This window comes from Mesorhizobium sp. 1M-11 (assembly GCF_001303895.1).
Classification (GTDB): Bacteria; Pseudomonadota; Alphaproteobacteria; order Rhizobiales; family Rhizobiaceae; genus Mesorhizobium.
On record NZ_LJSD01000076.1, the window covers coordinates 21,061 to 47,499 of the forward strand.

Genomic DNA, 26,439 nt, shown 5'->3' on the forward strand with positions numbered 1-26,439 from the left:
CCGCATCGGGCCGGTGGTGCCATAGTTTGAAAACGGCCGGGCCTTGACCTCGGCATGGATGGAGAACGCTTATGCCTGCCGTGCAGGAGACGATCGATCGAGTCCGAAAGATCGACGTCGACCAATACAAGTATGGATTCGAGACAACGATTGAGACCGACAAGGCGCCAAAAGGCCTTTCGGAAGACATCATTCGTTTCATCTCCGAAAAGAAGAGCGAGCCGGAGTGGATGCTGGAATGGCGTCTCGAAGCGTATCGCCGCTGGCTGGCGCTGGAAGAGCCGACCTGGGCGCGCGTCGAATATCCGAAGATCGACTTCCAGGACATTCACTACTACGCGGCGCCGAAGAATCAGTCCGGGCCAAAGTCGCTGGACGAGGTCGATCCGGAACTGCTGAAGGTCTACGAGAAGCTCGGCATTCCCCTCAAGGAGCAGGAGATCCTCGCCGGTGTGCAGAAGGAAAAAGCTCCGGTCGACGGGTTGGCCGACGAGGACGGCAGCGACAACGTCTACAAGTCCGGCCGTGTCGCCGTCGACGCTGTCTTCGACTCGGTTTCGGTCGTCACCACTTTCAAGGAAGAGCTGGCCAAGGCCGGCGTCATCTTCTGTTCGATCTCGGAAGCCATCCGTGAACATCCCGAACTGGTGAAGAAATATCTGGGTTCGGTCGTGCCGACCTCGGACAATTTTTACGCCACGCTGAACTCCGCTGTGTTCACCGATGGTTCCTTCGTGTTCGTGCCGAAGGGCGTTCGCTGTCCGATGGAGCTTTCCACCTATTTCCGCATCAATGAGAAGAACACTGGCCAGTTCGAGCGCACGCTGATCATTGCGGAAGAGGGGGCTTACGTTTCCTATCTGGAAGGCTGCACCGCGCCGCAGCGCGACGAGAACCAGCTTCACGCTGCTGTTGTCGAACTGGTTGCGCTCGACGACGCCGAGATCAAATATTCGACTGTGCAGAACTGGTATCCCGGCGACGCACAGGGCAAGGGCGGCATCTATAACTTCGTCACCAAGCGTGGCGATTGCCGCGGCCACCGTTCGAAGATCTCGTGGACGCAGGTCGAGACCGGTTCGGCGATCACCTGGAAATATCCGTCCTGCATCCTGCGCGGCGATGAGAGCCAGGGTAACTTCTATTCGATCGCGGTTTCGAACGGCTATCAGCAGGTCGATAGCGGAACCAAGATGATCCATCTCGGCAAGAACACCAGGAGCCGGATCATCTCGAAGGGTATCGCGGCCGGATTCAGCCAGAACACCTATCGCGGCCAGGTTTCGGCCCATCGCAAGGCGACCAACGCGCGCAACTTCACCAACTGCGACTCGCTGTTGATCGGCGACCAGTGCGGCGCCCACACGGTTCCTTACATGGAAGCCAAGAACTCGACCGCAAAGTTCGAGCATGAGGCCACCACCTCGAAGATTTCCGAGGATCAGAAGTTCTACGTCATGCAGCGCGGCATTCCCGAAGAGGAAGCCATTGCGCTGATCGTCAACGGCTTCGTCAAGGATGTCATCCAGGAACTGCCGATGGAGTTCGCCGTCGAGGCGCAGAAACTCATCGGCATTTCGCTCGAAGGCTCGGTCGGCTGACCGCTCAAAAAGATTCAGGAAGAACAAATGCTTGAGATCAAGAACCTGCATGCCCGCATCGCCGAGGATGGCACCGAGATCATCCGCGGGCTGAACCTGACGGTTAACAAGGGCGAAGTGGCCGCCATCATGGGCCCGAACGGCTCCGGCAAGTCGACGCTGTCCTATATCCTTGCCGGTCGCGAGGACTACGAGGTCACCGAAGGCGACATCCTCTACAACGGCGAGTCGATCCTGGAGATGGACCCGGCAGAGCGTGCCGCCGCGGGCATCTTCCTCGCTTTCCAGTATCCGATGGAGATACCGGGCGTGGCGACGATGGAATTCCTGAAAGTGGCCATGAACGCGCAGCGCAAGGCGCGCGGTGAAGAGCCGCTGAAGGTGCCGGAATTCCTGAAGCTGGTGAAGGAGGCCGCCGCCTCGCTTAACATGGACATTGCCATGCTGAAGCGTCCGCTCAATGTCGGCTTCTCCGGCGGCGAGAAGAAGCGGGCCGAAATCCTGCAGATGAAGCTGCTCGAGCCGAAGCTGTGCGTGCTGGACGAAACCGATTCCGGCCTCGACATCGACGCGCTGAAGATCGTCTCCGACGGCGTCAACGCACTGCGTTCGCCCGACCGCGCCATCGTCGTCATCACTCACTACCAGCGCCTGCTCGAGCACATCGTGCCGGACAGCGTGCACGTGCTCTACAAAGGTCAGGTCATCAAATCCGGCGACAAGTCGCTGGCGCTCGACCTCGAAGCCAATGGTTATGCCGGCGTGATCGGCGAGGCTGCTTGAGGGGGCTGTCATGAATGTACATGCTCAACCGCAGCTGACCCAGGCCGAGACGGCGCTGATCGATGCCTTCGGCGAGCGGCAGTCGCTGCTGCCGGGCGATGGCGAGGTCATGGTTCGGCGCGACAACGCCGTCGAAGCGCTCAAGGCCGGCCTGCCGACCAAGCGCATCGAAAGCTGGCACTACACTAACCTGCGCACCTTGCTGCCGGCGGTGCCGGGTTTTGATCCTTCGGCAAGCGCCAAGGCGATCGCCCCGGTGATCGACGGTTCGACCGTGGTTTCGGTGCTGAATGGCGCCGCCGCAGCCAAGTTCCCGACGGTCGAAGGTGTTTCGTTCGCCCGCCTGTCGGACAAACTGACCGACGGCAGCTTTGCACCGGCGCTGGATCTCTATGGTCCCGATGATGCCATCGGTGCGCTCAACACTGCCTTTGTTGCCGATGGCGTGTTCGTCGACGTGGCCGATGGGATCGAACTGGAAAAGCCGATCGAACTGCAGAATGTGCAGGCCGGTGGCCAGAGCCATGTGCGGTTGCCGGTCCGCGTCGGCAAGGGCGCCAAGGCGGTCATCGTCGAACACCAGACCGGCGAGGGTGCGGCGCTCACTTCGTCCGTCAGCCAACTGACGCTGGACGAGGGTGCGGAGGCGACCTGGCTGATCGTGCAGGAGCAGCCGGAGACGGCTTCGCATCTTGCCCAGTTCAAGGCCTGGATCGGCAAGGACGCCAAGCTCACTTTGTTCTTCCTGAATGCGGGCGGCAAGCTGGTGCGCCAGGAAGTCGTCGTCGCCACCAAGGGCGAAGGCGCGGATTTCAAGCTGCGCGGCGTCAATCTCCTGGCCGGTGACACGCACACGGACGTGACCATGGTGCTCGACCATGCCGTACCGCATACGACGTCGACGGAAGTGATCCGCAACGTCGTCACCGGCAAGGCGCGTGGCGTTTTCCAGGGGCGTATCAATGTGCATCAATACGCCCAGAAGACAGATGCCAAGATGGCCTGCAACACCTTGCTGTTGTCGGACGACGGCGAGTTCTCGACCAAGCCGGAGCTGGAAATCTTCGCCGACGACGTGCAGTGCGGCCATGGCGCCACGGTCACCGAGATCGACCACGGCCATCTTTTCTACCTGATGGCGCGCGGTATCGATGAGAAGACCGCGCGTGGCTTGCTGGTGAAAGCCTTCGTCGCCGAAGTGATCGAGGAACTGGAAGACGAGCAGATCGTCGAGACGCTGGAAGGCAAACTCGACGAATGGTTCGCTACGCATGGCTAGAGAGTAAGGGACAGGGAGTAGCGAATAGGGGGCAGGGAGAGTGGCGCGATCTTTGCTACTCCCCATTCACTATTCGCTTCGAGCAGGAAATGGACCACGTGCTGAACACCACCGCTCCCTACGATGTCGAGGCGATCCGCCGCGACTTCCCGATTCTGTCACGCGAGGTCTACGGCAAGCCGCTGGTCTATCTCGACAATGGCGCTTCGGCGCAGAAGCCGCAGGCTGTGCTGGACACCATCCAGCACGCCTATTCCCAGGAATATGCCAACGTCCATCGCGGCCTGCACTTCCTGTCGAACGCTGCCACAGATGCCTATGAAAAGGCACGTGAAACCGTGCGGCGGTTCCTGAATGGGCCCAGCACCGACAACATCGTCTTCACCTCTAACACCACGGCCGCGATCAACACCGTGGCATATGGCTGGGGCATGCCGAACATCGGTGAGGGCGACGAGATCGTGCTCTCCATCATGGAGCACCATTCCAACATCGTGCCGTGGCATTTCATCCGTGAACGCCAGGGCGCCAAGCTGGTCTGGGTGCCGGTGGATGATTTCGGGGCCTTCCACATCGAGGAATTCGAAAAGCGGCTGACCGATCGCACCAAGCTTGTCGCCATCACCCAGATGTCGAACGCGCTGGGCACCGTGACGCCGATCAAGGAGATCTGCCGGATAGCGCATCAGCGTGGCATCCCGGTTCTGGTCGACGGCAGCCAGAGCGCCGTGCACATGCCGATCGACGTGCAAGACCTCGACTGCGACTTTTTCGTCTTCACCGGCCACAAGGTCTACGGTCCTTCCGGCATCGGTGTGCTCTACGGCAAGAAAGAGCGGCTCGAGGCGATGCGGCCCTTCATGGGCGGTGGCGAAATGATTGAGGAGGTGACGGAAGATATCGTCACCTACAACGACCCGCCGCACCGTTTCGAGGCCGGCACGCCGCCGATCGTGCAGGCGATCGGCCTGGGTGCCGCGCTCGAATATATGGAAAAGGTGGGGCGCGAGCGTATTGCCGCGCATGAGGCCGACTTGAAGACCTATGCGCATGAGCGGCTGCGTTCGATCAACTCGCTGCGCATCTTCGGCGACGCGCCGGACAAGGGCGCCATCATCTCCTTCGAACTCAAGGGCATCCATGCCCACGACGTGTCGATGGTGATTGATCGGCAGGGTGTTGCGGTCCGCGCGGGCACGCATTGTGCTCAGCCGCTGTTGAAACGCTTCGGTGTTACCTCCACATGCAGGGCATCCTTCGGCATGTACAACACGCGCGCCGAAGTTGACGCCCTCGTCGAGGCGCTGGAAAAAGCACGGAAATTCTTCGGGTAAGAACCATGGAAGACGCCGCGATCACCGAAACAGAGGCATTGCAGACCGCCACGGCGGATGCTGCTCCCGCTTCCGCCATTCCCGCCGATGAACTGGCGCGCATCACCGACGACATCGTTTCGGCGCTGAAGACGGTGTACGATCCGGAAATCCCCGCCGACATCTATGAACTCGGACTGGTTTATAAGATCGACATCGAGGACGACCGCACGGTTAAGATCGACATGACGCTGACCGCGCCAGGCTGTCCGGTGGCCGGCGAGATGCCTGGCTGGGTCGAGAACGCTGTTGGCACCGTGGAAGGTGTCTCAGGTGTCGAGGTCAAGATGGTGTTCGACCCGCCATGGACGCCCGACCGCATGTCGGAAGAGGCTCAGGTCGCGGTGGGGTGGTATTAGCGCGCCGCGCGTCTTCGGACGCGCAAAGGACGCTCTACACTTTTTCTGGCCGTCTTGCATGGCTGTGAAAACTTCACCATCTTATAGCTAGACTCGTTCCGTGGGCCTTGAACCCGCGTGAAACTGGAGAATGACATGGGACGCTTCGCCGTCATCTCAATGACCGACAAGGCCGCCGAGCGCGTGCGCGAGATCATGGCCACGCGCGAAAACGCGCAGGGCATCCGTCTCGGCATCAAGAAGGGCGGCTGTGCCGGCATGGAATACACGGTCGACCTGGTGACCGAGCCCAACACCAAGGACGATCACGTCGAGCGCGACGGCGCGCACGTCTATGTCGCGCCGGAAGCGGCATTGTTCCTGTTCGGCACCGAGATGGATTTCGAGCGTACCACGCTGCGAACCGGTTTCACCTTCCGCAACCCGAACCAGTCTTCGGCCTGCGGCTGCGGCGAATCCGTGGAATTGAAGCCTGCCGATCTGAAGGCATTGGCCGAAGCCCGCGCTCAAAGCGCTGCCTGAGATTTCTCGCCGGAGAACGCCTGTTCCTCTCTCAAACCGTGCGTGGCCGCGGCACGGGCGCTTGAGGACTTCGCCGGCGAAGTCTGATCTTCACTCCACCCACATTCCTGTTCTTCGATGCCAGTCGGCAATCGATTCCTCGGGGTAGAGATCGAAGACCTTGTCGGCATCGCGAATGTTGGGCTCCACCCAGCTGCTTTTGTATTTCAGCATCAGATGCGTGCGCTCCGGCGGAACCGGCAGGTCTGTATCGATGGCCGACGCAAATGGATGCACGAGTTCCGGCCAGGTCGGATCGTAGAGCCACAGTGCCGAACCGCATTTCTTGCAGAAATTGCGTTCGCCGGTGGAAGTCTCACACACGGGACGTTCGTCGTCCTGGATTTCAGCGCGATAGACACCGAGGTTTTCACTCCCCGTTATCTTCAGCGTTGCGGAGTCGGCACCGAGGTTGATCGCATATCCGCCTCCACCCTGCTGCTTGCGGCAGATCGAGCAATAGCAGAGCTGGTAGGGTGCCGGTGTGTGGCTTCCGACTTCGAAGCGGACGGCGCCGCAACGGCAGGAGCCTTGAAGAAGCATGGGCATGGCGGTCTCCTCGGTTTCGTCCGAAATCCTACACGTTGCAGGGGCTAAACCTGTCAGCAGAGCTTTGGTTGCGTGGTGACGATCATCAAGGTTCATGACAAGATCGTGCCATGGACAATGACGCGATCAGCGACCTTTTCGCCGGCCTCGGCCCGGTCAGCATCCGCCGCTTGTTTGGCGGCAAGGGCATCTATTTCGATGGCGTCATCGTCGCCATCGAACTGCGCGGCGAACTGATGCTGAAGGCTGACGCCGAACTAGGCCGCGAATTCGCCGCGGCCGGCTGCACGCAATGGACCTATGTGGGCTCGCGTCACGGCAAACAGGTGGCGATGCCCTATTGGACCTTGCCGGACGGAGCCGCCGACGACCCGGACGACATGGCTGCCTGGGCAAGGAAGTCCTATGAGGCTGGCCTGCGCTCCGGAAAATAGTTCTTACAGCGCCTTGGCGACCCTTGCCGCAACGCGGGCATTGTTTTCCACCAGCGCGATATTGGTCTTCAGGCTGCGGCCGTTGGTGATCTCCAGGATCTTGCCGAGCAGGAACGGTGTCACTGCCTTTCCGGTTACGTTCTGCGCTTCCGCTGCCTTCTGCGCGGCCTCGATATAGCCGGCCATCTCCGCGGCAGGGATTTCGTCGGCTACAGGAACCGGATTGGCCACCAGCACGCCGCCGTCAATACCAAGCGCCTGGCGCGTCTTGAACAGCTTGGCGATCTTTTCGGGTGCATCCAGCGTCAGCGGTGCCCGGAAGGGCGATTGACGCGACCAGAAGGCCGGCATCGTCTCGCAGCCATGGCCGATCACCGGCACGCCGCGCGTTTCCAGCACCTCCAGCGTCTTCTCGATGTCGAGAATGGCCTTGGCGCCGGCGGACACCACGATGACCGGCGTGCGCGCCAATTCGTCGAGATCGGCTGAGATGTCGAAGCTCTTTTCAGCACCCTTGTGCACACCGCCGATGCCACCGGTGGCAAATACCTTGATGCCGGCCATATGCGCCGCGATCATGGTGGCGGCCACCGTCGTGCCGCCGGTGCGCCCTTCGGCGACGGCGAAGGCGAAGTCGGCGCGCGACAGCTTCATGGCGTCACCGGTCATCGCAAGCGATTCCCGTTCGCCGTCGGACAGGCCGATCTTGATGCGGCCATTGATCACCGCGATCGTTGCCGGCACCGCGCCTTCGTCTGAAATGATCTTTTCGACATTGGCCGCCATGGCGCCATTGTCGGGATAGGGCATGCCGTGGGTGATGATGGTCGATTCAAGCGCCACCACCGGGCGACCCGCCGCCAGCGCTTCGGCCACGGGCGCGTGGATGTCGATGTAGGGGCGGGCGGTTTCGAGCGTCATAGGAAATCTCCGGTCGGCATCACGCGGTTTGCGGACAGCCGTTCAACAGTTGGGGTTGCCGTCCTCATGCCACTTCCCGCGCTTCCGGCACAAGAGCCAGGGCTGCGGCAAAGGATGCCGGAGTGAAGCCGGGCACGGAGAGCGGGCTTTCAATGGCCAGCCCCGCAGCCGCAACACCTTCACGCAAAGCGGTGCGTAATGGCAGGCCGCGCAGCAGCGCCGCGGTGGTGGCTCCCGCCAGCGCATCGCCCGCGCCGGTCACGTCGACCACGGTCTTGGGCGGAGGCGGCGCGATCGAAAAGGCGCCGTCCTTGTCGTAACCGAGAGCAGGGCGATCTCCCGCTGTCACCACGCCGCCACGCAGGCCGATGCCACGTAACCCCCTCACCAGTTCTGTCTCAGGCGCTTCGCGCGAAAGGCCAGTCAGCGCGGCAGCCTCGCGGCGGTTCATGAACACCAGCGCCGGCCGCTCGAACAGCGAGGCGAGGCGCACCACCTTGGCCGGCGAAATGGCGATGACGAAGACGGGTCTGGCGTCGGCCAGTGCCATCAGCCGCTCGAGCGCTGCAGTCGGCAGGTTCGCGTCGCACAGCACCGCGTCCGCCGCCTCCACCGCGCCGCGAATGTTGGCGCGCCGCATCTGTTTCGGGAAGGCGAGGTCGTAGAGCCCCATGTCCGCGAAGCCCACCACAAGCTCTCCTTCGCTGTCGAGGATCGCCGTGTAGCTCGGCGTGGTTCGATCGAGGAAGGTGACGGAAAGGTCCTCGATGCCAGCCTGCGCGATCGTCCGCGCGACTGTTTCGCCTGCCGTGTCGCCGCCGCGCGCCGATATAAGCGAAGCAGAGACACCGCGTCGCACGACTGTGCGCAGGGCGTTGAAGACGCCGCCGCCGACATCCTCGTGCATCGTGCCTGGGTTGGACGCCGCCGGCACATAGGGGCCGCTGACCTGGCCGCGTCGATCGATATGGGCACCGCCGGCCGCGAAAAGCTTTGGCGTGGGGCTCATGCTGGCACCTCGATGGAGGCGGTCCTGCTGTGCCCGGCTATGGCGATGCCGAATCGATGGCCGCCGTGTCGCGGCAATGTGATGTCCACGCGTGAGAAAACTTTTTGGACACTCCTGACAAAACAAAAAAAGAACAAATATGGATTTATCATATTTTTCAAGATGTTGGATCGCCTTGTCAAAACGGAACAAAAAGGGTACATATTTACAGGGATAACCAGGCAGTCCGGCCTTCATTGACGACCAAGGGGTGATGTATCATGGCTCAGAATAGCTTGAGGCTTGTAGAGGACAATTCGGTGGACAAAACAAAAGCTCTCGACGCTGCGCTGTCGCAGATCGAACGGGCATTCGGCAAGGGCTCGATCATGCGGCTCGGCGCCAATGAGCAGGCAGTCGAGATCGAGACGGTACCGACCGGCTCGCTGGGCCTCGACATCGCGCTCGGCGTCGGCGGTCTGCCGCGTGGCCGTATCGTTGAGATTTACGGGCCGGAAAGCTCGGGCAAGACCACGCTGGCGCTGCACACGGTGGCGGAAGCGCAGAAGAAGGGCGGCATCTGTGCCTTCGTCGATGCCGAACATGCGCTCGATCCGGTCTATGCCCGCAAGCTGGGCGTCGATCTCGAGAACCTTCTGATCTCGCAGCCGGATACCGGCGAGCAGGCGCTGGAGATCTGTGACACGCTGGTGCGTTCCGGGGCTATCGACGTTCTGGTGGTCGATTCGGTCGCAGCACTCACCCCGCGTGCAGAAATCGAAGGTGAGATGGGCGATGCACTGCCCGGCCTGCAGGCTCGTTTGATGAGCCAGGCGCTGCGCAAGCTCACCGCTTCGATCTCGCGCTCCAACACGATGGTCATCTTCATCAACCAGATCCGCATGAAGATCGGCGTCATGTTCGGTTCGCCGGAGACGACCACCGGCGGCAACGCGCTGAAGTTCTACGCCTCGGTGCGCCTCGATATCCGTCGCATCGGCTCGATCAAGGACCGGGACGAGGTTGTCGGCAACCAGACCCGCGTCAAGGTCGTCAAGAACAAGCTGGCCCCACCCTTCAAGGTCATCGAGTTCGATATTATGTATGGCGAGGGCGTGTCCAAGACCGGCGAATTGATCGACCTCGGCGTCAAGGCTGGCATCGTCGAGAAGTCGGGCGCCTGGTTCTCCTACAATTCGCAGCGTCTCGGTCAGGGCCGTGAAAACGCCAAGCAGTTCCTGCGCGACAATCCGGATCTTGCCCGCGAGGTCGAGCAGGCGCTGAGGCAGAATGCCGGGCTGATCGCGGAGAAGTTCCTCGACAATGGCGGTGACAGCGACAACGATCTCGATGACGCTGCGGAAGGGTAACGCTCTGCTCATCCCCAAGGGGAAGCTCATCGCCTGATGACTATGTCTTAACCGCCGGCCTTGCGCCGGCGGTTTGCGTTTCAGGCGGCGGCTTTTTTATCTGCTCGCGTAGGCCCTGCCTGTTTCTGGACAGGCTGGAAGGCTGCCGCTAAAAGGCCTATTCCATTTCCGCCGGCCTGGCCTGCGGCTTCACCATAAAGGCAGTTTCGATGAGTGGCGTGAACGATATCCGGTCGACCTTTCTCGACTATTTCCGCAAGGAAGGGCACGAGATCGTCGCCTCCAGCCCGCTGGTGCCACGCAACGACCCGACGTTGATGTTTACCAACGCCGGTATGGTGCAGTTCAAGAACGTCTTTACGGGTCTCGAGAAGCGGCCTTATTCGCGCGCTGCGACCGCGCAGAAGAGCGTGCGCGCCGGTGGCAAGCACAACGATCTCGACAATGTCGGCTACACGGCCCGTCATCTCACCTTCTTCGAGATGCTCGGCAACTTTTCGTTCGGCGATTATTTCAAGGAACGCGCCATCGAGCTTGCCTGGAACCTCATCACCAAGGATTTCGGGCTGAAGAAGGACAAGCTGCTCGTCACCGTCTATCATACCGACGATGAGGCAGCCGGCTACTGGAAGAAGATCGCCGGCTTTTCAGATGACCGCATCATCCGCATTGCAACCTCGGACAATTTCTGGGCGATGGGCGACACAGGTCCCTGCGGCCCGTGTTCGGAGATCTTCATCGACCGCGGCGAGCACATCTGGGGTGGCCCTCCCGGCAGCCCGGAAGAGGACGGCGACCGCTTCCTCGAATTCTGGAACCTGGTCTTCATGCAATACGAGCAGGTCACCAAGGACGAACGCATCGACCTCCCGCGTCCGTCGATCGATACTGGCATGGGCCTGGAGCGCATGGCTTCCATTCTGCAAGGTGTGGAGAGCGTTTTCGAGACGGATCTCTTCCGTCATCTGATCGACGCGGCTTCGTCCGCACTCGGACACGGCCCCAACACCGAGAATGTCGCGTCCTACCGTGTGATCGCCGATCACCTGCGGTCGTCGTCCTTCCTTGTGGCCGATGGCGTTCTGCCGTCCAACGAGGGCCGCGGTTATGTGCTGCGCCGCATCATGCGTCGCGCCATGCGCCACGCGCAGCTGCTCGGTGCCAATGAGCCGCTGATGTGGAAGCTGGTGCCTGCGCTGGTGCGCGAGATGGGGCAGGCCTATCCCGAACTGGTACGCAGCGAAGCGCTGCTCACCGAAACGCTGAAGCTGGAGGAAACCCGCTTCCGCAAGACGCTGGTGCGCGGCCTTGGCTTGCTCGCCGACGCTACCGACAAGCTCGGTGCCGGCGACATGCTGGATGGCGAGACCGCTTTCAAACTCTATGACACCTACGGCTTCCCGCTGGACCTGACGCAGGACGCGCTGCGCCAGCGCAGCATCTCCGTCGACCTTGCCGGTTTTACCGATGCGATGGAACGGCAGAAGGCGGAAGCGCGTGCAAGCTGGGCCGGTTCCGGCGAGGCGGCGACCGAGACCGTCTGGTTCTCGGTGCGCGACAAGACCGGCGCCACCGAGTTCCTTGGCTATGAGACCGAGAAGGCTGAAGGTATCGTCACGGCTATCCTGCGCGACGGCAAGGTCGTCGATGACGCCGGGGAGGGCGATAGCGTCGCGATCATCGTCAACCAGACGCCGTTCTACGGCGAGTCCGGCGGCCAGATGGGCGATACGGGAACGATCATCGGCGAGGGTTTCCGCGTCGATGTCACCGACACGCTGAAGAAGGCCGACGGCCTTTTCGTGCATCAGGGCAAGGTGATCAAGGGCTCCCTGAAGACGGGGGCTGCGGTCGAGCTCGAAGTCGATCATGCGCGCCGGACGCGCCTGCGCTCCAACCACTCCGCTACGCACCTCATCCACGAGGCGCTGCGCGAGGTTCTGGGCACGCATGTCGCCCAGAAAGGCTCGCTTGTGGCGCCGGAGCGGCTGCGCTTCGACATCTCGCACAACAAGCCGATCTCGCCGGAAGAGCTGGAAGAGGTCGAGCGCATGGCCAACGAGATCGTCGTCCAGAACAGCCCGGTCACGACCCGGCTCATGTCAGTGGACGACGCACGCGCGGAAGGCGCCATGGCGCTGTTCGGCGAAAAATACGGTGACGAGGTGCGCGTCGTGTCGATGGGCACGGCTTTGCATGGCGAGAAGGCCAACCGGCCGTATTCGATCGAGCTTTGCGGCGGCACGCATGTGAAGTCGACCGGCGACATCGGCCTGGTGCGCATCGTTTCCGACAGCCCGGTCGCGGCCGGCGTTCGACGTATCGAGGCGCTGACCGGTGAGGCGGCACGCCGCCATCTCGATGAGCAGGATCGGCGCCTCAAGGCAGTTGCAGCGACGCTCAAGATTTCGCCGGCCGATGTGCTCGCGCGGGTGGAAACCTTGCTGGACGAACGCAAGAAGCTGGAGCGTGAACTGACTGATGCGCGCAAGAAGCTTGCCATGGGTGGTGGTTCCGCCGGTGCGGCCGAGAATGCCACTGAGACGGTGGCGGGGGTCGGTTTCCTCGGCAAGTCCGTCAGCGGCGTTTCGCCAAAGGACCTGAAGCCGCTCGCCGACGAGGGCAAGAGGGCGCTGGGTTCCGGCGTCGTCGTGCTGGTCGGCGAGGCTGAAGGCAAGGCAAGTGTCGTCGTCGCGGTCACCGAGGACCTGACCGGTCGCTTCAGCGCCGTCGATCTGGTGCGTGTCGCGTCCGCGGCGCTCGGCGGGCAGGGCGGCGGCGGTCGGCCGGACATGGCGCAGGCTGGCGGTCCCGACGCTTCCAAGGCGGATGACGCCATCGCGGCCGTCAAGGCAGCATTGGCTGCCTAAGTCACGCAGGCGTCTCTTCAACTCGCAATCTGAGTTGCTATCGATGCCGGGAGAAAAACCCGGCATCGGCTATTATGGGGCAGCCACCGCAGGCCCGATCCGGTCCACGCGGTTGGTCCAGATGGCGCCGTCGAAGCGGGCGGGTAATTTCTTGAGCGTTGCGATGTCGTCGACGCCGGTCGAATACTTCGAGCCGTCATTGTCGCCGAGGATCACCATTGTCGAGCCGTTGGCTTCCAGCCGTTCACTGAGCCGGTTGGGGAAGCCCCAGGCGAAGGGGGCGAAGTTGGCCGGCAGCATGAACAGCGTCTTGCGGCAGTCCTCCGGCACATAACCACTCCAGCCGAGCGCGGCATAACGCATCAAACAAGGGACGACGCGATCCGTTCCCAGCACAACGGCGTCAGGCAGGGCGGCCTTGTAGGCATCGATCGCCTTGCCGCCGCCGTAGACCATGATGAGTTTCTGCTGTTCCGCCGGCAGCGCGCCGATCATTCTTGCCAGCAACCGGCCTTCGGTTATGTCATCGCTTTTGATGTTGATCAGGAAACGCCTGGTCGGAAATGCGGTGAGCACCTCGCCAAGGCTCGGCATCTGGCCGATGCCCTTGCCCCGGAACGGGAAGGTCTTGCCGCCATCGGCGGTGTAGCCGTAGCCGATGTCGAGGGCCTTCAATTCCTTGAGGCTCTTTTCGCGCGTCACGCCCTTGCCGTCGGTGCGGCAATCCACTGTCCAATCATGGAACACTGCGAAATCACCATCGGTGGTCGGGTGGACGTCGAGTTCGACGATGTCGGCGCCGGCCGCAAATGCCGCCTGGAAACCCTCGATGGTGTTTTCGAGATGTGTGTGTTCCGGCGGATAGATGCGATCGGCCGTGCAGGTGTCGTTGCCGATGCCGACGGGCGAAAAGGTCTGGCCGAGCCCGCGATGCGCGATCAGCATCGGTCGCTGCTCCGGAGTGCCGGCAAGCAGACTGCTGTTGAGCGCCCATATGGTGGCGGCGGCGGCGAGTGCCCCGAGCAGGGCGACGGTTCGTTTGCGCATGATTCCCCCGAATTGATGGGAAGACTATGCGCCGAACCGGGACAAAATCTGGACGAAGCTGCGCCGCTTTGAAGGCAGCCGCGAAAAAGGTTTGGCAGGGCGGGCGCGTTCCAGGAGGAACGCGCCTGGTTCGAAACTATCCGACCGCGAAAGTGTCTGGATCCGGCCCGATCTTGCCTTTGACACTGTCGAGCTTCTCGATCTCGGTGATGTCTTCAGCTGCCAGCTTGAAATCGAAGACCTGGAAATTCTCGACGATGCGCGATGGTGTCACCGACTTCGGGATGACGACGTTGCCGATGTCGAGATGCCAGCGCAGGATCACCTGCGCGGCGGTCTTGTTGTGTTTTTTCGCCAGCGCGACGAGCGCCGGATCATGCAGCAGCGTGCCCTGGCCGAGGGGGCTCCACGCCTCGGTCACGATGCCTTCCCTGGCGTGATAGGCGCGTAGTTCCTTCTGCTGGAAGCGCGGATGCAGTTCCACCTGGTTGATCGCCGGAACCACGCCGGTCTCCGCCTTCAGCCGCTCGAGATGGGCGATCTGGAAGTTGGAAACGCCGATCGAGGCGACACGGCCTTCCTCGCGCAGTTTGATCAGTGCCCTCCAGCTGTCGACATAGCGATCGCGTGACGGCACCGGCCAGTGGATGAGATAGAGGTCGATCCTGTCGCGGCGCAGTTTCCTGAGGCTGGCGTCGAAGGCTTTCAACGCCGAGTCGTAACCTTGCTCGGAATTCCAGAGCTTGGTGGTGAGGAAGATATCGGGGACGTTCGAGGCAGCGAGCGCGTCGCCGACACCTTGCTCGTTGCCGTAGATGGCGGCGGTGTCGATCGAGCGGTAGCCGGCTTCGAGGGCTGCGGTCACGGCGGCATTGGCGCCTTCGTTCGGCACCTGCCATACGCCGAAGCCGAGCTGCGGGATGGCCTTGCCGTCATTGAAACGGATTGTCGGGCTCATGGGTCTCTTTCCTGAAATGTTTGAAAGGACGGTGATTGAAAGGCGTCCGCTCCAGGCGGTTGCTTGCCGAGGTTGAGGGAGGCTCATGGCGAGAAAGGTCGCAGTCTTATCTGGGGCGCTTGGTAGCCGAGGGCAAGAAAAGACCCTCGTCGTTTCGGTTGGGCGAAGCAAAAATATTTCTGAAGATGGCTAGCTGGTTGGGCTGGTGCCAGGAAAGCTCTCGCGTGCCTGCATCGATTGCCACCAGTCGAACAAAGCAGGGTGCCTGGCCAGCATCGGCACTGACGCCTCGGCTTGCATGAAATAACCGAACATCGGCGCAGCATGCAGGTCTGCCAAAGTCAGTTGTTCACCCAGAAGCCATGGACCAGGTGCTTTCAGCGCGGTCAACGTAGCGAGGCAGGTTTCGGCGCGCAGAAGAGCGGCTGAAACCACGGCGTCGTCAGCTGTCTTGCCCTCCCGTGGTTTGGAGACGGTCTCGACATAGATGTCCCACACCAACGTGCGGTAGGCGTAGGCGTCGAGCAAGCCGACGATCTGGTTCATCACCGCGCGCTCGTGCGGTCGGGAAGGCTGTAGCGCGGGACCATCGAAGGCCTCGTCGACATAGCGGGCGATCGCCGTTGTCTCGAACAGCCTCAGCCCGTCATGCTCGAACGCCGGGATCTTCGAAAAGGGATGCAGCGCGCCATACCAGTCGGGCGGACCGCCATCCGCGAAGATGTCGACTGGAACGAGATCGTAGTCGATATGTTTCTCCGCCAGCGTCAGACGAGCGATGCGGACATAGACGCTGTAGTCCGCACCATAGAGCGTCGGTTTGGACTCTCGGTTCATGGTCGGGCTCCTGTCCTGCTGGTTGCATACCACAGGAAAGCGGCTTGTTTCTCGTGCGTTGCAAGTCAGCAGGATTTGTCAAAAGCGGCTATGGTTGTTTCCAGCCGATCGATTGCATGAGGCCTGGCATGAATGGCGAAACAGCATGGGCTGTTTACGAAGCTCGTTTGAGACGGGTTTCAACCCACATCCACGACCACCTCGACGAGGATCTGGATATGGACGGCTTGGCCGAAATCGCCTGCCTGTCACCCTATCACTGGCATCGGATCTATCGCGCCATCTACGGCGAAACCGCTGCGGCAACCGTCAAGCGATTGAGGTTGCATCGGGCTGCCGGCGACATCGTGGAGACGGATCTCGGCATCAGTGAAATTGCGAAGCGGTCTGGCTATCCCAATGTCCAGTCGTTCAACCGCATCTTCAAGGCAGTCTACGGCATGCCGCCGGCGCGCTATCGGAGAGAGGGAAGCCATACGCTCTTTGAAAGCAAGCAGAGAAAGGCTTCCACCATGTTTGATATCTCCATCCGCACGCTCCAACCCACCGAACTGGTCGGTGTGCCTCATCAGGGTTCCTATATGAATATCGGCAAGGCGTTCGAACAGCTATTCGGAACGCTCTATGCCCGCGGCCAGGGTCACCCGGGCCTGCGCATGATCGGCGTCTATCTCGACGATCCCGACGTTGTCGCGGTCGACAAGCTGCGCTCCTATGCCTGCGTCGAAATGGATGCGGCCCAACCTGCCCAGGCGCCATTGGAGCGTCGCACGCTCGAAGGCGGCGAATATGCCGTGCTGCGCCACAAGGGGCCTTATGCCGAGATGCACAAGGCCTATACATGGCTCTACGCCGAATGGCTGCCCATGTCCGGCCGCAAGCTGCGCGACACGGTGATGTTCGAGGAATACATCAACAATCCACGCGACGTCGCGCCGGCGGAGCTTTTGACCGACATCCATCTGCCTCTGGTCTGAGGGCTTCGGCCTTCTCCGACAAGGGGGAGAAGGTGCCGATGGCGTAGCCAACAAAAAAGCCCCGGATCGCCCGGGGCTTTTTCTTCCTGTCCTGCCAGGATGATCAGGCCATTGCCTTCTGCAGGTTCTCGTCGATCTTGTCGAGGAAGCCGGTGGTCGACAGCCATGGCTGATCGGGACCGATCAGCAATGACAGGTCCTTGGTCATATAGCCGCTCTCGACGGTCTGAATGCAGACCCTCTCCAGCGTCTCGGCGAACTTCTTCAGTTCGGCATTGTCATCCAGCTTGGCGCGGTGCGCGAGGCCGCGTGTCCAGGCGAAGATCGAGGCGATCGAGTTGGTCGAGGTTTCTTCGCCCTTCTGGTGCTGGCGGTAGTGGCGGGTGACGGTGCCATGCGCGGCTTCCGCTTCCACCGTCTTGCCGTCCGGCGTCATCAGCACCGAGGTCATCAGGCCGAGCGAACCGAAGCCCTGCGCGACCGTGTCGGACTGCACGTCGCCATCATAGTTCTTACAGGCCCAGACGTAGCCGCCTGACCATTTCAGCGAAGAGGCGACCATGTCGTCGATCAGGCGGTGTTCGTACCAGATCTTCTTGTCCTTGAAGGCGGCCTCGAATTCCTTCTCGTAGACTTCCTGGAAGATGTCCTTGAAGCGGCCGTCATAGGCCTTGAGGATGGTGTTCTTGGTCGAGAGATAGACGGGATAGCCACGCAGCAGGCCGTAATTCATCGAGGCGCGCGCGAATTCGCGGATCGATTCGTCGAGATTGTACATGGCCATGGCAACGCCGGCGCCCGGGGCGTCGTACACATCGTGCTCGATCACCTGGCCGTCGTCGCCGACGAACTTGATCGAAAGCTTGCCCTTGCCGGGGAACCTGAAGTCGGTTGCCTTGTACTGGTCGCCGAAGGCATGGCGGCCGACGATGATCGGCTTGGTCCAGCCCGGCACCAGGCGCGGCACGTTTTTCATGATGATGGGTTCGCGGAAGATGACGCCGCCCAGGATGTTGCGGATCGTGCCGTTCGGGCTCTTCCACATCTTTTTGAGCTTGAATTCTTCGACGCGGGCTTCGTCAGGCGTGATGGTCGCGCATTTGACGCCGACGCCATACTTGTTGATGGCATTGGCGGCATCGACGGTCACCTGGTCGTTGGTGGCGTCGCGGTGCTCGATACCGAGATCGTAGTAGTCGAGGTTGACGTCGAGATAGGGGTGGATCAGCTTGTCCTTGATGAACTGCCAGATGATGCGGGTCATCTCGTCGCCGTCGAGTTCGACGACGGGGTTAGCCACCTTGATCTTCGCCATGGAAAGAAGCCTCGCTGCTGGTCGGGAAGGGCCTCGCACATGGCTCGGCCAGGAGATGCGGCCCCTATATCAAAGCGCGATTGGGGGTGCAAACGGTCAGAACGACTGATTGACCATCGGGCAACAATCGAAAGCCTCGTCTGCCCCATGGTGAAGACGCCTGATGGGCCGGCGTTCGTTGCTTTTCAGCCGAAAGGGTGATGGTGTTGGCGGTGACGGGCAGGGAGCTGACACGTGATCGATTTGGCCACATTGATTTCTTATGTCGCGATCGTGTTCGGCTTTGTCTTCATTCCGGGGCCGGCAACGCTTCTCACCGTTGCGCGCTCGACCAGTTCGGGAACGAAGGTGGGTATCGCCACCGGTGCCGGCATCGCCGCAGGCGACATGATCCACACCGTTCTGGCCATCGTCGGTATTTCGGCCATCGTCGCCGCATCGGCCGTGCTGTTCAGCGTCGTCAAATATCTTGGCGCCGGCTATCTCATTTATCTCGGCATCCGGGCAATCCTGGCAAAGGCACCGACGGAGTTCACCGCGAACACGCTTCCGATCAGCGCCGGCAAGGCTTTTCGCCAGGCGATCCTGGCCGAAGTGCTCAATCCCAAGACGGCGTTGTTCTTCCTGGCCTTCCTACCCCAGTTCGTGCGGCCGGAGAACGGGCCGGTTCCTTTCCAACTGCTGATCCTGGGCGCCATCTTCGTTCTATTGGGACTGGTGAGCACGCTGATTTTTGCTTTTGGCGCGGGCGCGCTTGGCAACCTGCTGCGCCGTAACCCGACGATCCTGAAATGGCAGGGCAAGGTCGTCGGCGGCATCTATTGCGCACTGGGGCTGCGCCTGGCATTGCAGCATCGCTGAACCGCCAGCGGTCGCCGGGGACAGCCAAAGCTTCATTTTCGCGGCCGAATATGGCAGGGGTCGCGACAGTGCCGCAAATGAGCGTTTTCTGGTTGTCATGACGAATTCCCCTGAAGAGCCGGCGGACCCCGCCATCATCCTTGTCGAGCCGCAACTCGGCGAAAACATCGGCATGGTCGCGCGTGCCATGGCGAATTTCGGCTTGAGCGAACTGAGGCTGGTCAACCCGCGTGACGGCTGGCCGAGCGAGAAGGCCCGGGCGGCCGCCAGCCGAGCCGACCATGTCATCGATGCCGTCAAGCTATATGACGACCTTGCCTCGGCCATCGCCGACCTCAACTTCGTTCTTGCCACCACGGCGCGCGAACGCGACGGCTTCAAGCCGGTGCGTGGACCGGTGGAAGCGGGCAGGGCGCTGAGGGCCCGGCAACACGGCGGTTTGAAGACCGGTATCCTCTTCGGGCGTGAACGCTTCGGCCTCTACAACGATGAAGTCGGCCTTGCCGACGAGATCGTCACCTTCCCGGTCGATCCTGCCTTTTCCTCGCTCAACATTGCGCAGGCCGTGCTTCTAATGTCCTATGAATGGATGAAGTCCGGCCTCGAAAACGAGACGGATACCAACTTCTCCACTCCGGACATGCTGCCGGCGACCAAGGAACAACTGCACGGTCTGTTCGCCCATCTGGAAGCGGCACTCGAATCCCGGGGGTATTTCCGGCCCGCCGCAAAGAAGCCCAAGATGGTCGACAATCTGCGCGCCGTCTTGACCCGCGCCGGCTTTGCCGAGCCGGAGCTGAAGGTGCTGCGTGGTGTCGTTGCGTCGCTCGACTATTTCTCGCCGAAGGAACCGCGCGGCGCAGGTTATCCCGAACGCAAGGCCAGGGCCGATCGCGCAGCACATCCGGCCGAGGACAGCGACGATGCCGACACACTGCCACCCGTCGGCGGCAAGGGGTTGGACAACGACTGAGGGCAAAAGATGACCGAGCAGCCGATCCTGATCTTCGATTCCGGTGTCGGCGGGCTCACCGTATTGCGCGAAGCGCGCGTGCTGATGCCCGACCGTCGTTTCATCTACATCGCCGATGACGCCGCCTTTCCCTATGGCAATTGGGAAGAGCCGGCACTGAATGCGCATCTTCTGGGGCTGTTCGGACAGTTGCTGGAGCGCTATCGGCCGGCGCTTTCCGTCATTGCCTGCAATACAGCTTCCACGCTGGTCATCGACGCGTTGCGAGAGGCTTTCCCAGGCCATCTCTTTGTCGGCACCGTGCCCGCGATCAAGCCGGCGGCCGAGCGTACGCGCTCCGGTCTCGTTTCGGTGCTGGCAACGCCTGGGACGGTCAAGCGGCAATACACACGCGACCTCATCGGCAAGTGGGCGCAGAAATGTCATGTCCGGCTCGTCGGCTCGACCGCTTTGGCCGGCCTTGCCGAGATCTACATGCGCGACGGTTTCGTCGACGAAGAAGCCGTGCGTGCCGAGATCGCCCCCTGTTTCATCGAGCAGGACGGCCGTTTCACCGACATTGTCGTGCTCGCCTGTACGCACTATCCTTTTCTGGTCAACCGCATGCGCAAGACCGCGCCATGGCCGGTTGACTGGATCGATCCGGCGGAAGCCATTGCGCGCCGGGCACTGTCACTGCTTGAGGATGGACGGTCGAAAGAGGCTGTCGAGCTTTCCAGCAATGGCACCGATTTCGCCGTCTTCACCTCAGGCAAGACGAATTTCGCGACACGGCGGCTGATGCAGGGATTCGGGCTGACCACGTCCTGAATTTGCTGGAACGCATAGCCTTGCGAGGAGTTTCCGATCAGACGGAAACAGGAGAAGCGATCATGCCCGCCACCTCCAAGGCCCAGCAGCGCGCCGCCGGCGCGGCACTCGCTGCCAAGCGCGGAGAAATCAAGAAGAGTGAACTGATCGGCGCATCGAAAGAAATGTACGAATCGATGAGTGAACGGCAACTTGAGGAGTTCGCCGAAACCAGGCGCAAAGGTCTGCCGGACAAGAAGTCAGAAAACTGACCCTGTCCGGCAAGACACGCGCGGCCCTCGATCCGGTTCAGTAGCCGAGCGTGAAACGCTTGCCGGTATGCTTCGGCTTCTCAGCCTCATCAAGGATGGCGTAGGCAAGGTCTTCCACCGAGACGTGGCTCTCGCCCTTGGCGTCCAGCACCGGCTTGTCGTCACCAAGGCGGAACTTGCCCGTCCGTTCACCCGGCGCGATGTGTGCTGCCGGCGACACGAACGACCATTCCAGCCCGCTTTCCTTGCGCAGTTCAGTGAGCGCATCGCGAGCGGCGCGGGCGCCGTCCTTGTATGCGGCGGGGAACTCGGGCGAATCGACGATCTGGCTGCCATCCGGCGCAAGCAGGCTGCCGGCACCCCCGACGACGATCAGGCGCACACCGGCCTGTTTGGCGGCAGCTACAATGGCACGCGAGCCGGCAAGGTGTTTGTTGTAGATGTCGGGGTCGCCCCAGCCGCCATTGAAGGCGGAGATGACGACGTCATGGCCGGCGAGCTGCGCGGCAAGCTGCCTGGCATCGTTGACGTCGCCCTTGATGGCGCTGACGCCGGAAATGGCGGCGACCTTTTCGGGGTTGCGGACAATGGCCGTAACGCTGTGGCTGCGCTGGGTGGCTTCCTTGAGCAGTGCGCCGCCGACGAAGCCGGACGCGCCGATGAGGGCGATCTTCATGGATGGATTCCTTGTCTTGTTTCTTCCCTTTGTCGGGAAAGATGGATATTTTGAGTAATCAGGTTATCACCGGTAACTACATAGCTGCGACCGGTAGGCGCGAAAAGAACGCATGATTTCGTGCCCAGGTTACGTGAAGGGAACCGCATGAACGCCAGGACGAACGAAGTAGGCGTGCCGCTGCTGCACACCACGCCGGGTTTCGCCACCGACGCGGATGGCAACTGCCCGATCCGCGAGGTGCTCGACCGTGTCGGCGACACCTGGAGCATCCTGGTCATCCTCAACCTGCAGCCCGCATCGATGCGCTTCAATGCGCTGAGGCGCGCGATCGAGGGGATCTCCCAGCGCATGCTGACCGTCACGTTGCGGTCGCTCGAGCGCGACGGTCTTGTCAGCCGCACCGTGCGCCCGACCACGCCGCCGGAGGTGGAGTATGCGCTGACCGGGCTTGGCCAGTCGCTCGCCGTGCCGATCGCGGCACTTGGCGCCTGGGCAGCAGGCAACCGCGACAATCTGCGTTCTGCTCAAGCCGCTTTCGACGCAACCGCCTGATGCAAAGGGCGGCGCCCTGCGTCAACATTGCAAGGCGAGCCGCATTCGTTTGCTTGACAGAAAGATGACAGCGGTCTATCGAAGCCGCGCAACGCCGGGCCGTGAGGTCCGGTGCTTTGTTTTATGCCGCAAGATCTGAAGATGCCATCGGTTTCCAGGATCTTGCATCAATGACGTGTCCCGTGGGTTTTCTTGTCGCTTGCGCGGAAAATCCTGTCAGGTCTCGAAAAAGGGGGCCAGAGGAGGGCGCGTTTCCTTCGCCCGAACCGTGGTGGTTCGGGTCTGTTGTTTTGAAAGGGAATGCGATGAGCAAACGCGAATCCGCTAAGTACAAGATCGACCGCCGTCTTGGTGAAAACATCTGGGGCCGCCCGAAGTCCCCGGTCAACAAGCGCGAATACGGCCCGGGCCAGCACGGCCAGCGCCGCAAGGGCAAGCTTTCCGACTTCGGCCTGCAGCTGCGCGCCAAGCAGAAGCTGAAGGGTCACTATGGTGACGTTTCGGAAAAGCAGTTCCGCAAGACCTATGAAGAGGCCAACCGCCGCAAGGGCGACACCTCGGAGAACCTGATCGGCCTGCTCGAATCGCGCCTGGACGCCGTCGTCTATCGCGCCAAGTTCGTACCGACCATCTTCGCTGCCCGCCAGTTCGTGAACCACGGCCACATCAACGTGAACGGCAAGCGCACCAATATCGGTTCGTACCGCTGCAAGCCGGGCGACGTCATCGAAGTGCGCGAGAAGTCGAAGCAGCTCGTCATCGTTCTGGAGTCCGTCGGTCTCGCCGAGCGTGACGTGCCGGACTACATCGAAGCCGACCACAACAAGATGGTTGCGACCTTCGCACGCGTTCCGGGTCTGGCGGACGTTCCGTTCGCGGTCCAGATGGAGCCGAACCTGGTCGTCGAATATTATTCGCGCTAATCAAGCCGCGAATTCGAATGCAAAAGGCAGCCTTCGGGCGGCCTTTTTTGTTGCGGGCATTTGTTTGACGAAGCGAGCCTCGGTATAAGGCGCGGCACCAACTGCGGAACGCAACGCCATGAACGCACCAGCAGACCCCATTCCCGATCTCGACGGTGGTTGCCATCCACTGTTTCGCGATGTGCCGTCATCGGTCGAGTTCAACAAGCTGCGCAAACGCCTGCTCAGGCTGGGACGGCAGGCGATGGACGACTTTGCCATGGTGAAGCCAGGCGAGCGCTGGCTGGTGGCCTTGTCGGGCGGCAAGGATTCCTACGGGCTGCTCGCGCTGCTGCTCGATTTGAAATGGCGCGGCCTGCTGCCGGTCGAACTCATCGCCTGCAATCTCGACCAGGGGCAGCCCAACTTTCCCAAGCATGTCCTGCCGGATTATCTGACAGCCAACGGCATCCCGCATCGCATCGAATACCAGGACACCTATTCAATCGTCACCGACAAGCTGCCCGAGAACTCGACCTACTGTTCGCTGTGCTCGCGGCTGCGGCGCGGCCATCTCTATCGGGTCGCACGGGAGGAGGGCTGCTCAGCGCTGGTGCTGGGCCACCATCGCGAGGACATCCTCGAAACCTTCTTCATGAACCTCTTCCATGGTGGGCGCCTGGCCGCCATGCCGCCCAAGCTCCTCAACGATGAGGGGGACATGATGGTGCTGAGGCCGCTTGCCTATTGCGCCGAGGACGATCTGGAAAAATTCGCCAACGCCATGGCCTTTCCGATTATCCCTTGCGACCTCTGCGGGAGCCAGGAAGGGCTGCAGCGCAACGCCATGAAGGCGATGCTGGACGATATCGAAAAGCGCATGCCCGGCCGCAAGGACACGATGATCCGTGCCATGACCAATGTGCGGCCCTCGCATCTGCTTGATCGCAAACTGTTCGATTTCGCCGCTTTGGCACCTGCACCCGGGAAGACAGATGCGCTTTGATGACCGCGATATCGAATGGCTGACCGGCGTTCTGGCTGATGCGGCCGAACGTGAAATCATGCCGCGCTTCCGCCGTCTTGGCGCAAACGACGTTCAGCAGAAGAAGTCCGCCGCCGACCTTGTCACCCAGGCGGACATCAATGCCGAGCGTGTGATCACGCAAGCGATCGCTGCAAGATATCCGGACGCCCTCATTGTCGGTGAGGAGGCTTGTGAGGCTGACAAGACATTGTTGGCGAAGCTCGGCGGCAGCAAGCTGGCCTTTGTCATCGATCCCGTCGACGGCACATACAACTTCGCTTCCGGCGTTCCGGTGTTCGGCGTGATCCTGGCCGTGGTCAAGGATGGCGAGACGGTGGCCGGCATCATCTACGACCCGGTCGGCAAGGATGCCTTGATCGGCATCCGCGGAGCGGGAAGTCACATGGTCGGCGCTGAGGGACGGGAACGCGCTGCCGTGGCCGAACCAGTGCCTTTCTCGCAGATGACAGGCGCGCTCGGCTGGCAGGCTTTCGATGAACCGGAGCGTTCGCTGCTCGCGAAAAACCAGGCGAAATGCCTATCCTATATTGGCTACCGTTGCTCGGCGCATGAATATCGCGTGCTTGCCGGCGGTTATGCGCATTTCATCGTTCAGAACGTGATGATGCCTTGGGACCACCTTGCCGGCGTGCTGATCCATCAGGAGGCGGGTGGCTATGCCGCGCGTTTCGACGGCAGCGCCTACCTCCCCTCCCATATCTCAGGCGGCCTGATCGTGGCGCCCGACAAGGCGAGCTGGGCCGAAGTGAGGCGAGAGCTCTGGGCGCATTGAAAGCCGGTGGCAGTGCCACCGGCTTTTTTGTTTAATGGGACAGGTCTGCGCTGAACGTTTGCTGCGCGTTCGGCGCGGTAAACAGCTTGCCGCGTTCCGCGATCAGCACGAATACCAGTCCCATCAGACCGACACCGCAGAAGCCGGCAGCCAGCGGTGTCACGGTTCCGTCGAAGGCCTGGCCGATACCCGCGCCGATCAGCCCGCCGCCGAGTGTCTGGATAAAACCCTGGATCGACGCCGCGGTTCCGGCGATGTGGCCGAGAGGCTCCATGGCGATGGCGTTGAAGTTCGAGCCGATCCAACCGAACTGGAACATGGCCAACGCGAACAGGAGCACGAACAGCGGCAGCGGTACCGGTCCGAACAGCGACAGCACGAACCAGATCGTCGAGACGATGGTGAAGCCGATCAGCGCTCCATGCGACAGGCGGCGCATGCCAAGCCGCATCACCAGGCGCGAATTGAGGAAGGACGACACCGCCATCATGCCGGCGATCGCTGCGAACAGCACGGGGAACCAGTAACCGAGCTGGTAGATGCCGATATAGACCTGCGGGGCGGAGTTGATGAAGCCGAACAGCGCGGCGAACACCGAAGTCGATGCCAGCGTATAGCCAAGCGACAGCCGGTTCGACAGCACGATCCCAAAACCCTGCGCGATGGAACCGAGATCGATCTGGCGGCGGTCTTCCGGATGTTGCGTCTCCGGCATCCGGATAAAGGTCCAGAGCGCGATCGCGGTGGCGATCACCGCCATCACCATGAAAATCATGTGCCAATTGGCGAAGATCATCACCAGTTGCCCGATCGACGGGGCCACGACCGGAATAACCATGAACACCATGAAGATCAGCGACATCACCTCCGCCATGGCGCGGCCGCCGAAACGGTCGCGTACCATGGAGACCGCAATGACGCGCGTCGAGGCGGCGCCTATGCCCTGGATGAAACGCAGCAGCAGCAGCATTTCGAAGCTGGGCGCGAACACCGCGCCGGCAGCGGCGCAGATATAGATGACAAGTCCGACCAGCAGGGGCTTGCGGCGGCCGAAACGGTCCGACAGCGGTCCAAAGAAGATCAAGGCGGCGGCGAGGCCGCCGAAATAGGCCGAGATCACATATTGCCGGTGGTTCTCGTTGGCGACGCCGAGGGTGGAGCCGATCTCCTGCAGGCCGGGCAGCATGATGTCGATGGCGAGCGCGTTCAGCGCCATCAGCGCGGCGCATATGGTGATGAACTCCCAGCGAGGGATCGCAAAAGCCGGTTGTCGGGCGTCTTGCTGGGTTTGCGTGTCCATGAGAATCCCCCAATGCCGAAATGCCGATGCGCTGGCCAGCGTATCGGCATGGTGTCCTGGAACGGACGA

The 26,439-nt window shown here is 61.6% G+C and carries 27 protein-coding genes; 18 read left to right on the forward strand and 9 right to left on the reverse strand.

Going from position 1 to position 26,439, the window contains the following annotated elements; all coding sequences use genetic code 11:
• The first annotated feature begins 71 nt into the window (after nucleotides 1–71).
• The 6 genes from sufB to sufA all read left to right on the forward strand — a co-directional run bounded on the left by sufB (nucleotide 72) and on the right by sufA (nucleotide 5,917).
• A complete protein-coding gene (gene sufB / locus AO692_RS31510) occupies nucleotides 72–1,601 on the forward strand; it encodes a Fe-S cluster assembly protein SufB (RefSeq protein WP_054314001.1) in 1,530 nt (509 codons plus the stop codon).
• A gap of 27 nt (nucleotides 1,602–1,628) precedes the next feature.
• A complete protein-coding gene (gene sufC, locus AO692_RS31515) occupies nucleotides 1,629–2,384 on the forward strand; it encodes a Fe-S cluster assembly ATPase SufC (RefSeq protein ID WP_054314002.1) in 756 nt (251 codons plus the stop codon).
• 10 nt (nucleotides 2,385–2,394) lie between these two features.
• Nucleotides 2,395–3,663, forward strand: a complete 1,269-nt coding sequence (gene sufD / locus AO692_RS31520) for a Fe-S cluster assembly protein SufD (protein WP_054314003.1) — start codon at nucleotides 2,395–2,397, stop codon at nucleotides 3,661–3,663.
• A gap of 89 nt (nucleotides 3,664–3,752) precedes the next feature.
• The gene (locus AO692_RS31525; protein WP_054314004.1) at nucleotides 3,753–4,997 is read left to right on the forward strand and encodes a cysteine desulfurase; all 1,245 of its coding nucleotides are present in this window, start codon (nucleotides 3,753–3,755) and stop codon (nucleotides 4,995–4,997) included.
• A 5-nt stretch (nucleotides 4,998–5,002) separates the two neighbouring features.
• Nucleotides 5,003–5,395 carry an SUF system Fe-S cluster assembly protein gene (locus AO692_RS31530; RefSeq protein WP_054314005.1) on the forward strand — a complete coding sequence of 131 codons (393 nt, stop codon included), beginning with the start codon at nucleotides 5,003–5,005 and terminating at the stop codon, nucleotides 5,393–5,395.
• A gap of 135 nt (nucleotides 5,396–5,530) precedes the next feature.
• Nucleotides 5,531–5,917: a Fe-S cluster assembly scaffold SufA gene (gene sufA / locus AO692_RS31535; RefSeq protein ID WP_054314006.1), complete on the forward strand. Its 387-nt coding sequence runs from the start codon at nucleotides 5,531–5,533 to the stop codon at nucleotides 5,915–5,917.
• A 90-nt stretch (nucleotides 5,918–6,007) separates the two neighbouring features.
• Here sufA and AO692_RS31540 read toward each other — a convergent pair whose 3' ends face one another.
• On the reverse strand, nucleotides 6,008–6,505 hold the full coding sequence (locus AO692_RS31540) for a GFA family protein (protein WP_054314007.1): 498 nt from the start codon (nucleotides 6,503–6,505) through the stop codon (nucleotides 6,008–6,010).
• Between the two features lie 110 nt (nucleotides 6,506–6,615).
• On the opposite strand from AO692_RS31540, the gene AO692_RS31545 reads away from it, so the two are divergent.
• Complete coding sequence (locus tag AO692_RS31545; protein ID WP_054314008.1) at nucleotides 6,616–6,939, forward strand: TfoX/Sxy family protein; 324 nt, start codon at nucleotides 6,616–6,618, stop codon at nucleotides 6,937–6,939.
• A gap of 3 nt (nucleotides 6,940–6,942) precedes the next feature.
• Here AO692_RS31545 and AO692_RS31550 read toward each other — a convergent pair whose 3' ends face one another.
• Together AO692_RS31550 and AO692_RS31555 are read right to left on the reverse strand one after the other, a co-directional pair.
• Nucleotides 6,943–7,860, reverse strand: a complete 918-nt coding sequence (locus tag AO692_RS31550) for a pseudouridine-5'-phosphate glycosidase (protein WP_054314009.1) — start codon at nucleotides 7,858–7,860, stop codon at nucleotides 6,943–6,945.
• Between the two features lie 64 nt (nucleotides 7,861–7,924).
• The gene (locus AO692_RS31555; protein WP_054314010.1) at nucleotides 7,925–8,869 is read right to left on the reverse strand and encodes a carbohydrate kinase family protein; all 945 of its coding nucleotides are present in this window, start codon (nucleotides 8,867–8,869) and stop codon (nucleotides 7,925–7,927) included.
• Nucleotides 8,870–9,129: 260 nt separating this feature from the next.
• Between AO692_RS31555 and recA the strand changes: the two genes are divergently transcribed.
• Entirely contained in the window at nucleotides 9,130–10,218 is a 1,089-nt protein-coding gene (recA, locus tag AO692_RS31565; RefSeq protein WP_054314012.1) for a recombinase RecA, read from the forward strand.
• A gap of 209 nt (nucleotides 10,219–10,427) precedes the next feature.
• A complete protein-coding gene (alaS, locus tag AO692_RS31570) occupies nucleotides 10,428–13,088 on the forward strand; it encodes an alanine--tRNA ligase (protein WP_054314013.1) in 2,661 nt (886 codons plus the stop codon).
• Nucleotides 13,089–13,160: 72 nt separating this feature from the next.
• On the opposite strand, the gene AO692_RS31575 is transcribed toward alaS, so the two are convergent.
• The 3 genes from AO692_RS31575 to AO692_RS31585 form a co-directional block, all read right to left on the reverse strand.
• On the reverse strand, nucleotides 13,161–14,135 hold the full coding sequence (locus AO692_RS31575; protein WP_054314014.1) for a glycerophosphodiester phosphodiesterase family protein: 975 nt from the start codon (nucleotides 14,133–14,135) through the stop codon (nucleotides 13,161–13,163).
• Nucleotides 14,136–14,271: 136 nt separating this feature from the next.
• Nucleotides 14,272–15,093, reverse strand: a complete 822-nt coding sequence (locus AO692_RS31580; RefSeq protein WP_054314015.1) for an aldo/keto reductase — start codon at nucleotides 15,091–15,093, stop codon at nucleotides 14,272–14,274.
• A 189-nt stretch (nucleotides 15,094–15,282) separates the two neighbouring features.
• Nucleotides 15,283–15,930 (reverse strand): glutathione S-transferase family protein, encoded by a 648-nt coding sequence (locus tag AO692_RS31585; protein WP_054314016.1) that lies wholly within the window; start codon nucleotides 15,928–15,930, stop codon nucleotides 15,283–15,285.
• 128 nt (nucleotides 15,931–16,058) lie between these two features.
• On the opposite strand from AO692_RS31585, the gene AO692_RS31590 reads away from it, so the two are divergent.
• The gene (locus tag AO692_RS31590; RefSeq protein ID WP_054314083.1) at nucleotides 16,059–16,907 is read left to right on the forward strand and encodes an AraC family transcriptional regulator; all 849 of its coding nucleotides are present in this window, start codon (nucleotides 16,059–16,061) and stop codon (nucleotides 16,905–16,907) included.
• Between the two features lie 103 nt (nucleotides 16,908–17,010).
• Here the strand turns inward: AO692_RS31590 and AO692_RS31595 are convergent, their stop codons facing one another.
• Nucleotides 17,011–18,222 (reverse strand): NADP-dependent isocitrate dehydrogenase, encoded by a 1,212-nt coding sequence (locus AO692_RS31595; RefSeq protein ID WP_054314017.1) that lies wholly within the window; start codon nucleotides 18,220–18,222, stop codon nucleotides 17,011–17,013.
• A 234-nt stretch (nucleotides 18,223–18,456) separates the two neighbouring features.
• On the opposite strand from AO692_RS31595, the gene AO692_RS31600 reads away from it, so the two are divergent.
• The 4 genes from AO692_RS31600 to AO692_RS31615 all read left to right on the forward strand — a co-directional run bounded on the left by AO692_RS31600 (nucleotide 18,457) and on the right by AO692_RS31615 (nucleotide 21,117).
• Nucleotides 18,457–19,083: a LysE family translocator gene (locus AO692_RS31600; protein WP_054314018.1), complete on the forward strand. Its 627-nt coding sequence runs from the start codon at nucleotides 18,457–18,459 to the stop codon at nucleotides 19,081–19,083.
• A 97-nt stretch (nucleotides 19,084–19,180) separates the two neighbouring features.
• Nucleotides 19,181–20,056, forward strand: a complete 876-nt coding sequence (locus tag AO692_RS31605; RefSeq protein WP_054314019.1) for an RNA methyltransferase — start codon at nucleotides 19,181–19,183, stop codon at nucleotides 20,054–20,056.
• 9 nt (nucleotides 20,057–20,065) lie between these two features.
• Nucleotides 20,066–20,866, forward strand: a complete 801-nt coding sequence (gene murI / locus AO692_RS31610; protein WP_054314020.1) for a glutamate racemase — start codon at nucleotides 20,066–20,068, stop codon at nucleotides 20,864–20,866.
• A 62-nt stretch (nucleotides 20,867–20,928) separates the two neighbouring features.
• Nucleotides 20,929–21,117, forward strand: a complete 189-nt coding sequence (locus tag AO692_RS31615; protein WP_054314021.1) for a DUF3008 family protein — start codon at nucleotides 20,929–20,931, stop codon at nucleotides 21,115–21,117.
• Between the two features lie 37 nt (nucleotides 21,118–21,154).
• On the opposite strand, the gene AO692_RS31620 is transcribed toward AO692_RS31615, so the two are convergent.
• Nucleotides 21,155–21,793 carry an NAD(P)-dependent oxidoreductase gene (locus AO692_RS31620; RefSeq protein WP_054314022.1) on the reverse strand — a complete coding sequence of 213 codons (639 nt, stop codon included), beginning with the start codon at nucleotides 21,791–21,793 and terminating at the stop codon, nucleotides 21,155–21,157.
• A gap of 147 nt (nucleotides 21,794–21,940) precedes the next feature.
• On the opposite strand from AO692_RS31620, the gene AO692_RS31625 reads away from it, so the two are divergent.
• The 4 genes from AO692_RS31625 to AO692_RS31640 all read left to right on the forward strand — a co-directional run bounded on the left by AO692_RS31625 (nucleotide 21,941) and on the right by AO692_RS31640 (nucleotide 25,070).
• Nucleotides 21,941–22,348 carry a helix-turn-helix domain-containing protein gene (locus AO692_RS31625; protein WP_054314023.1) on the forward strand — a complete coding sequence of 136 codons (408 nt, stop codon included), beginning with the start codon at nucleotides 21,941–21,943 and terminating at the stop codon, nucleotides 22,346–22,348.
• Between the two features lie 305 nt (nucleotides 22,349–22,653).
• Complete coding sequence (rpsD, locus tag AO692_RS31630; RefSeq protein ID WP_054314024.1) at nucleotides 22,654–23,271, forward strand: 30S ribosomal protein S4; 618 nt, start codon at nucleotides 22,654–22,656, stop codon at nucleotides 23,269–23,271.
• Between the two features lie 118 nt (nucleotides 23,272–23,389).
• Nucleotides 23,390–24,256, forward strand: coding sequence for a tRNA 2-thiocytidine(32) synthetase TtcA (ttcA, locus tag AO692_RS31635; RefSeq protein WP_054314025.1), 867 nt, complete (start codon nucleotides 23,390–23,392; stop codon nucleotides 24,254–24,256).
• On the forward strand, nucleotides 24,246–25,070 hold the full coding sequence (locus tag AO692_RS31640) for an inositol monophosphatase (protein WP_054314026.1): 825 nt from the start codon (nucleotides 24,246–24,248) through the stop codon (nucleotides 25,068–25,070). The genes ttcA and AO692_RS31640 overlap by 11 nt, the downstream gene beginning before the upstream one ends.
• 31 nt (nucleotides 25,071–25,101) lie before the next feature.
• On the opposite strand, the gene AO692_RS31645 is transcribed toward AO692_RS31640, so the two are convergent.
• On the reverse strand, nucleotides 25,102–26,370 hold the full coding sequence (locus tag AO692_RS31645) for a multidrug effflux MFS transporter (protein WP_082407729.1): 1,269 nt from the start codon (nucleotides 26,368–26,370) through the stop codon (nucleotides 25,102–25,104).
• Nucleotides 26,371–26,439 lie beyond the last annotated feature (69 nt).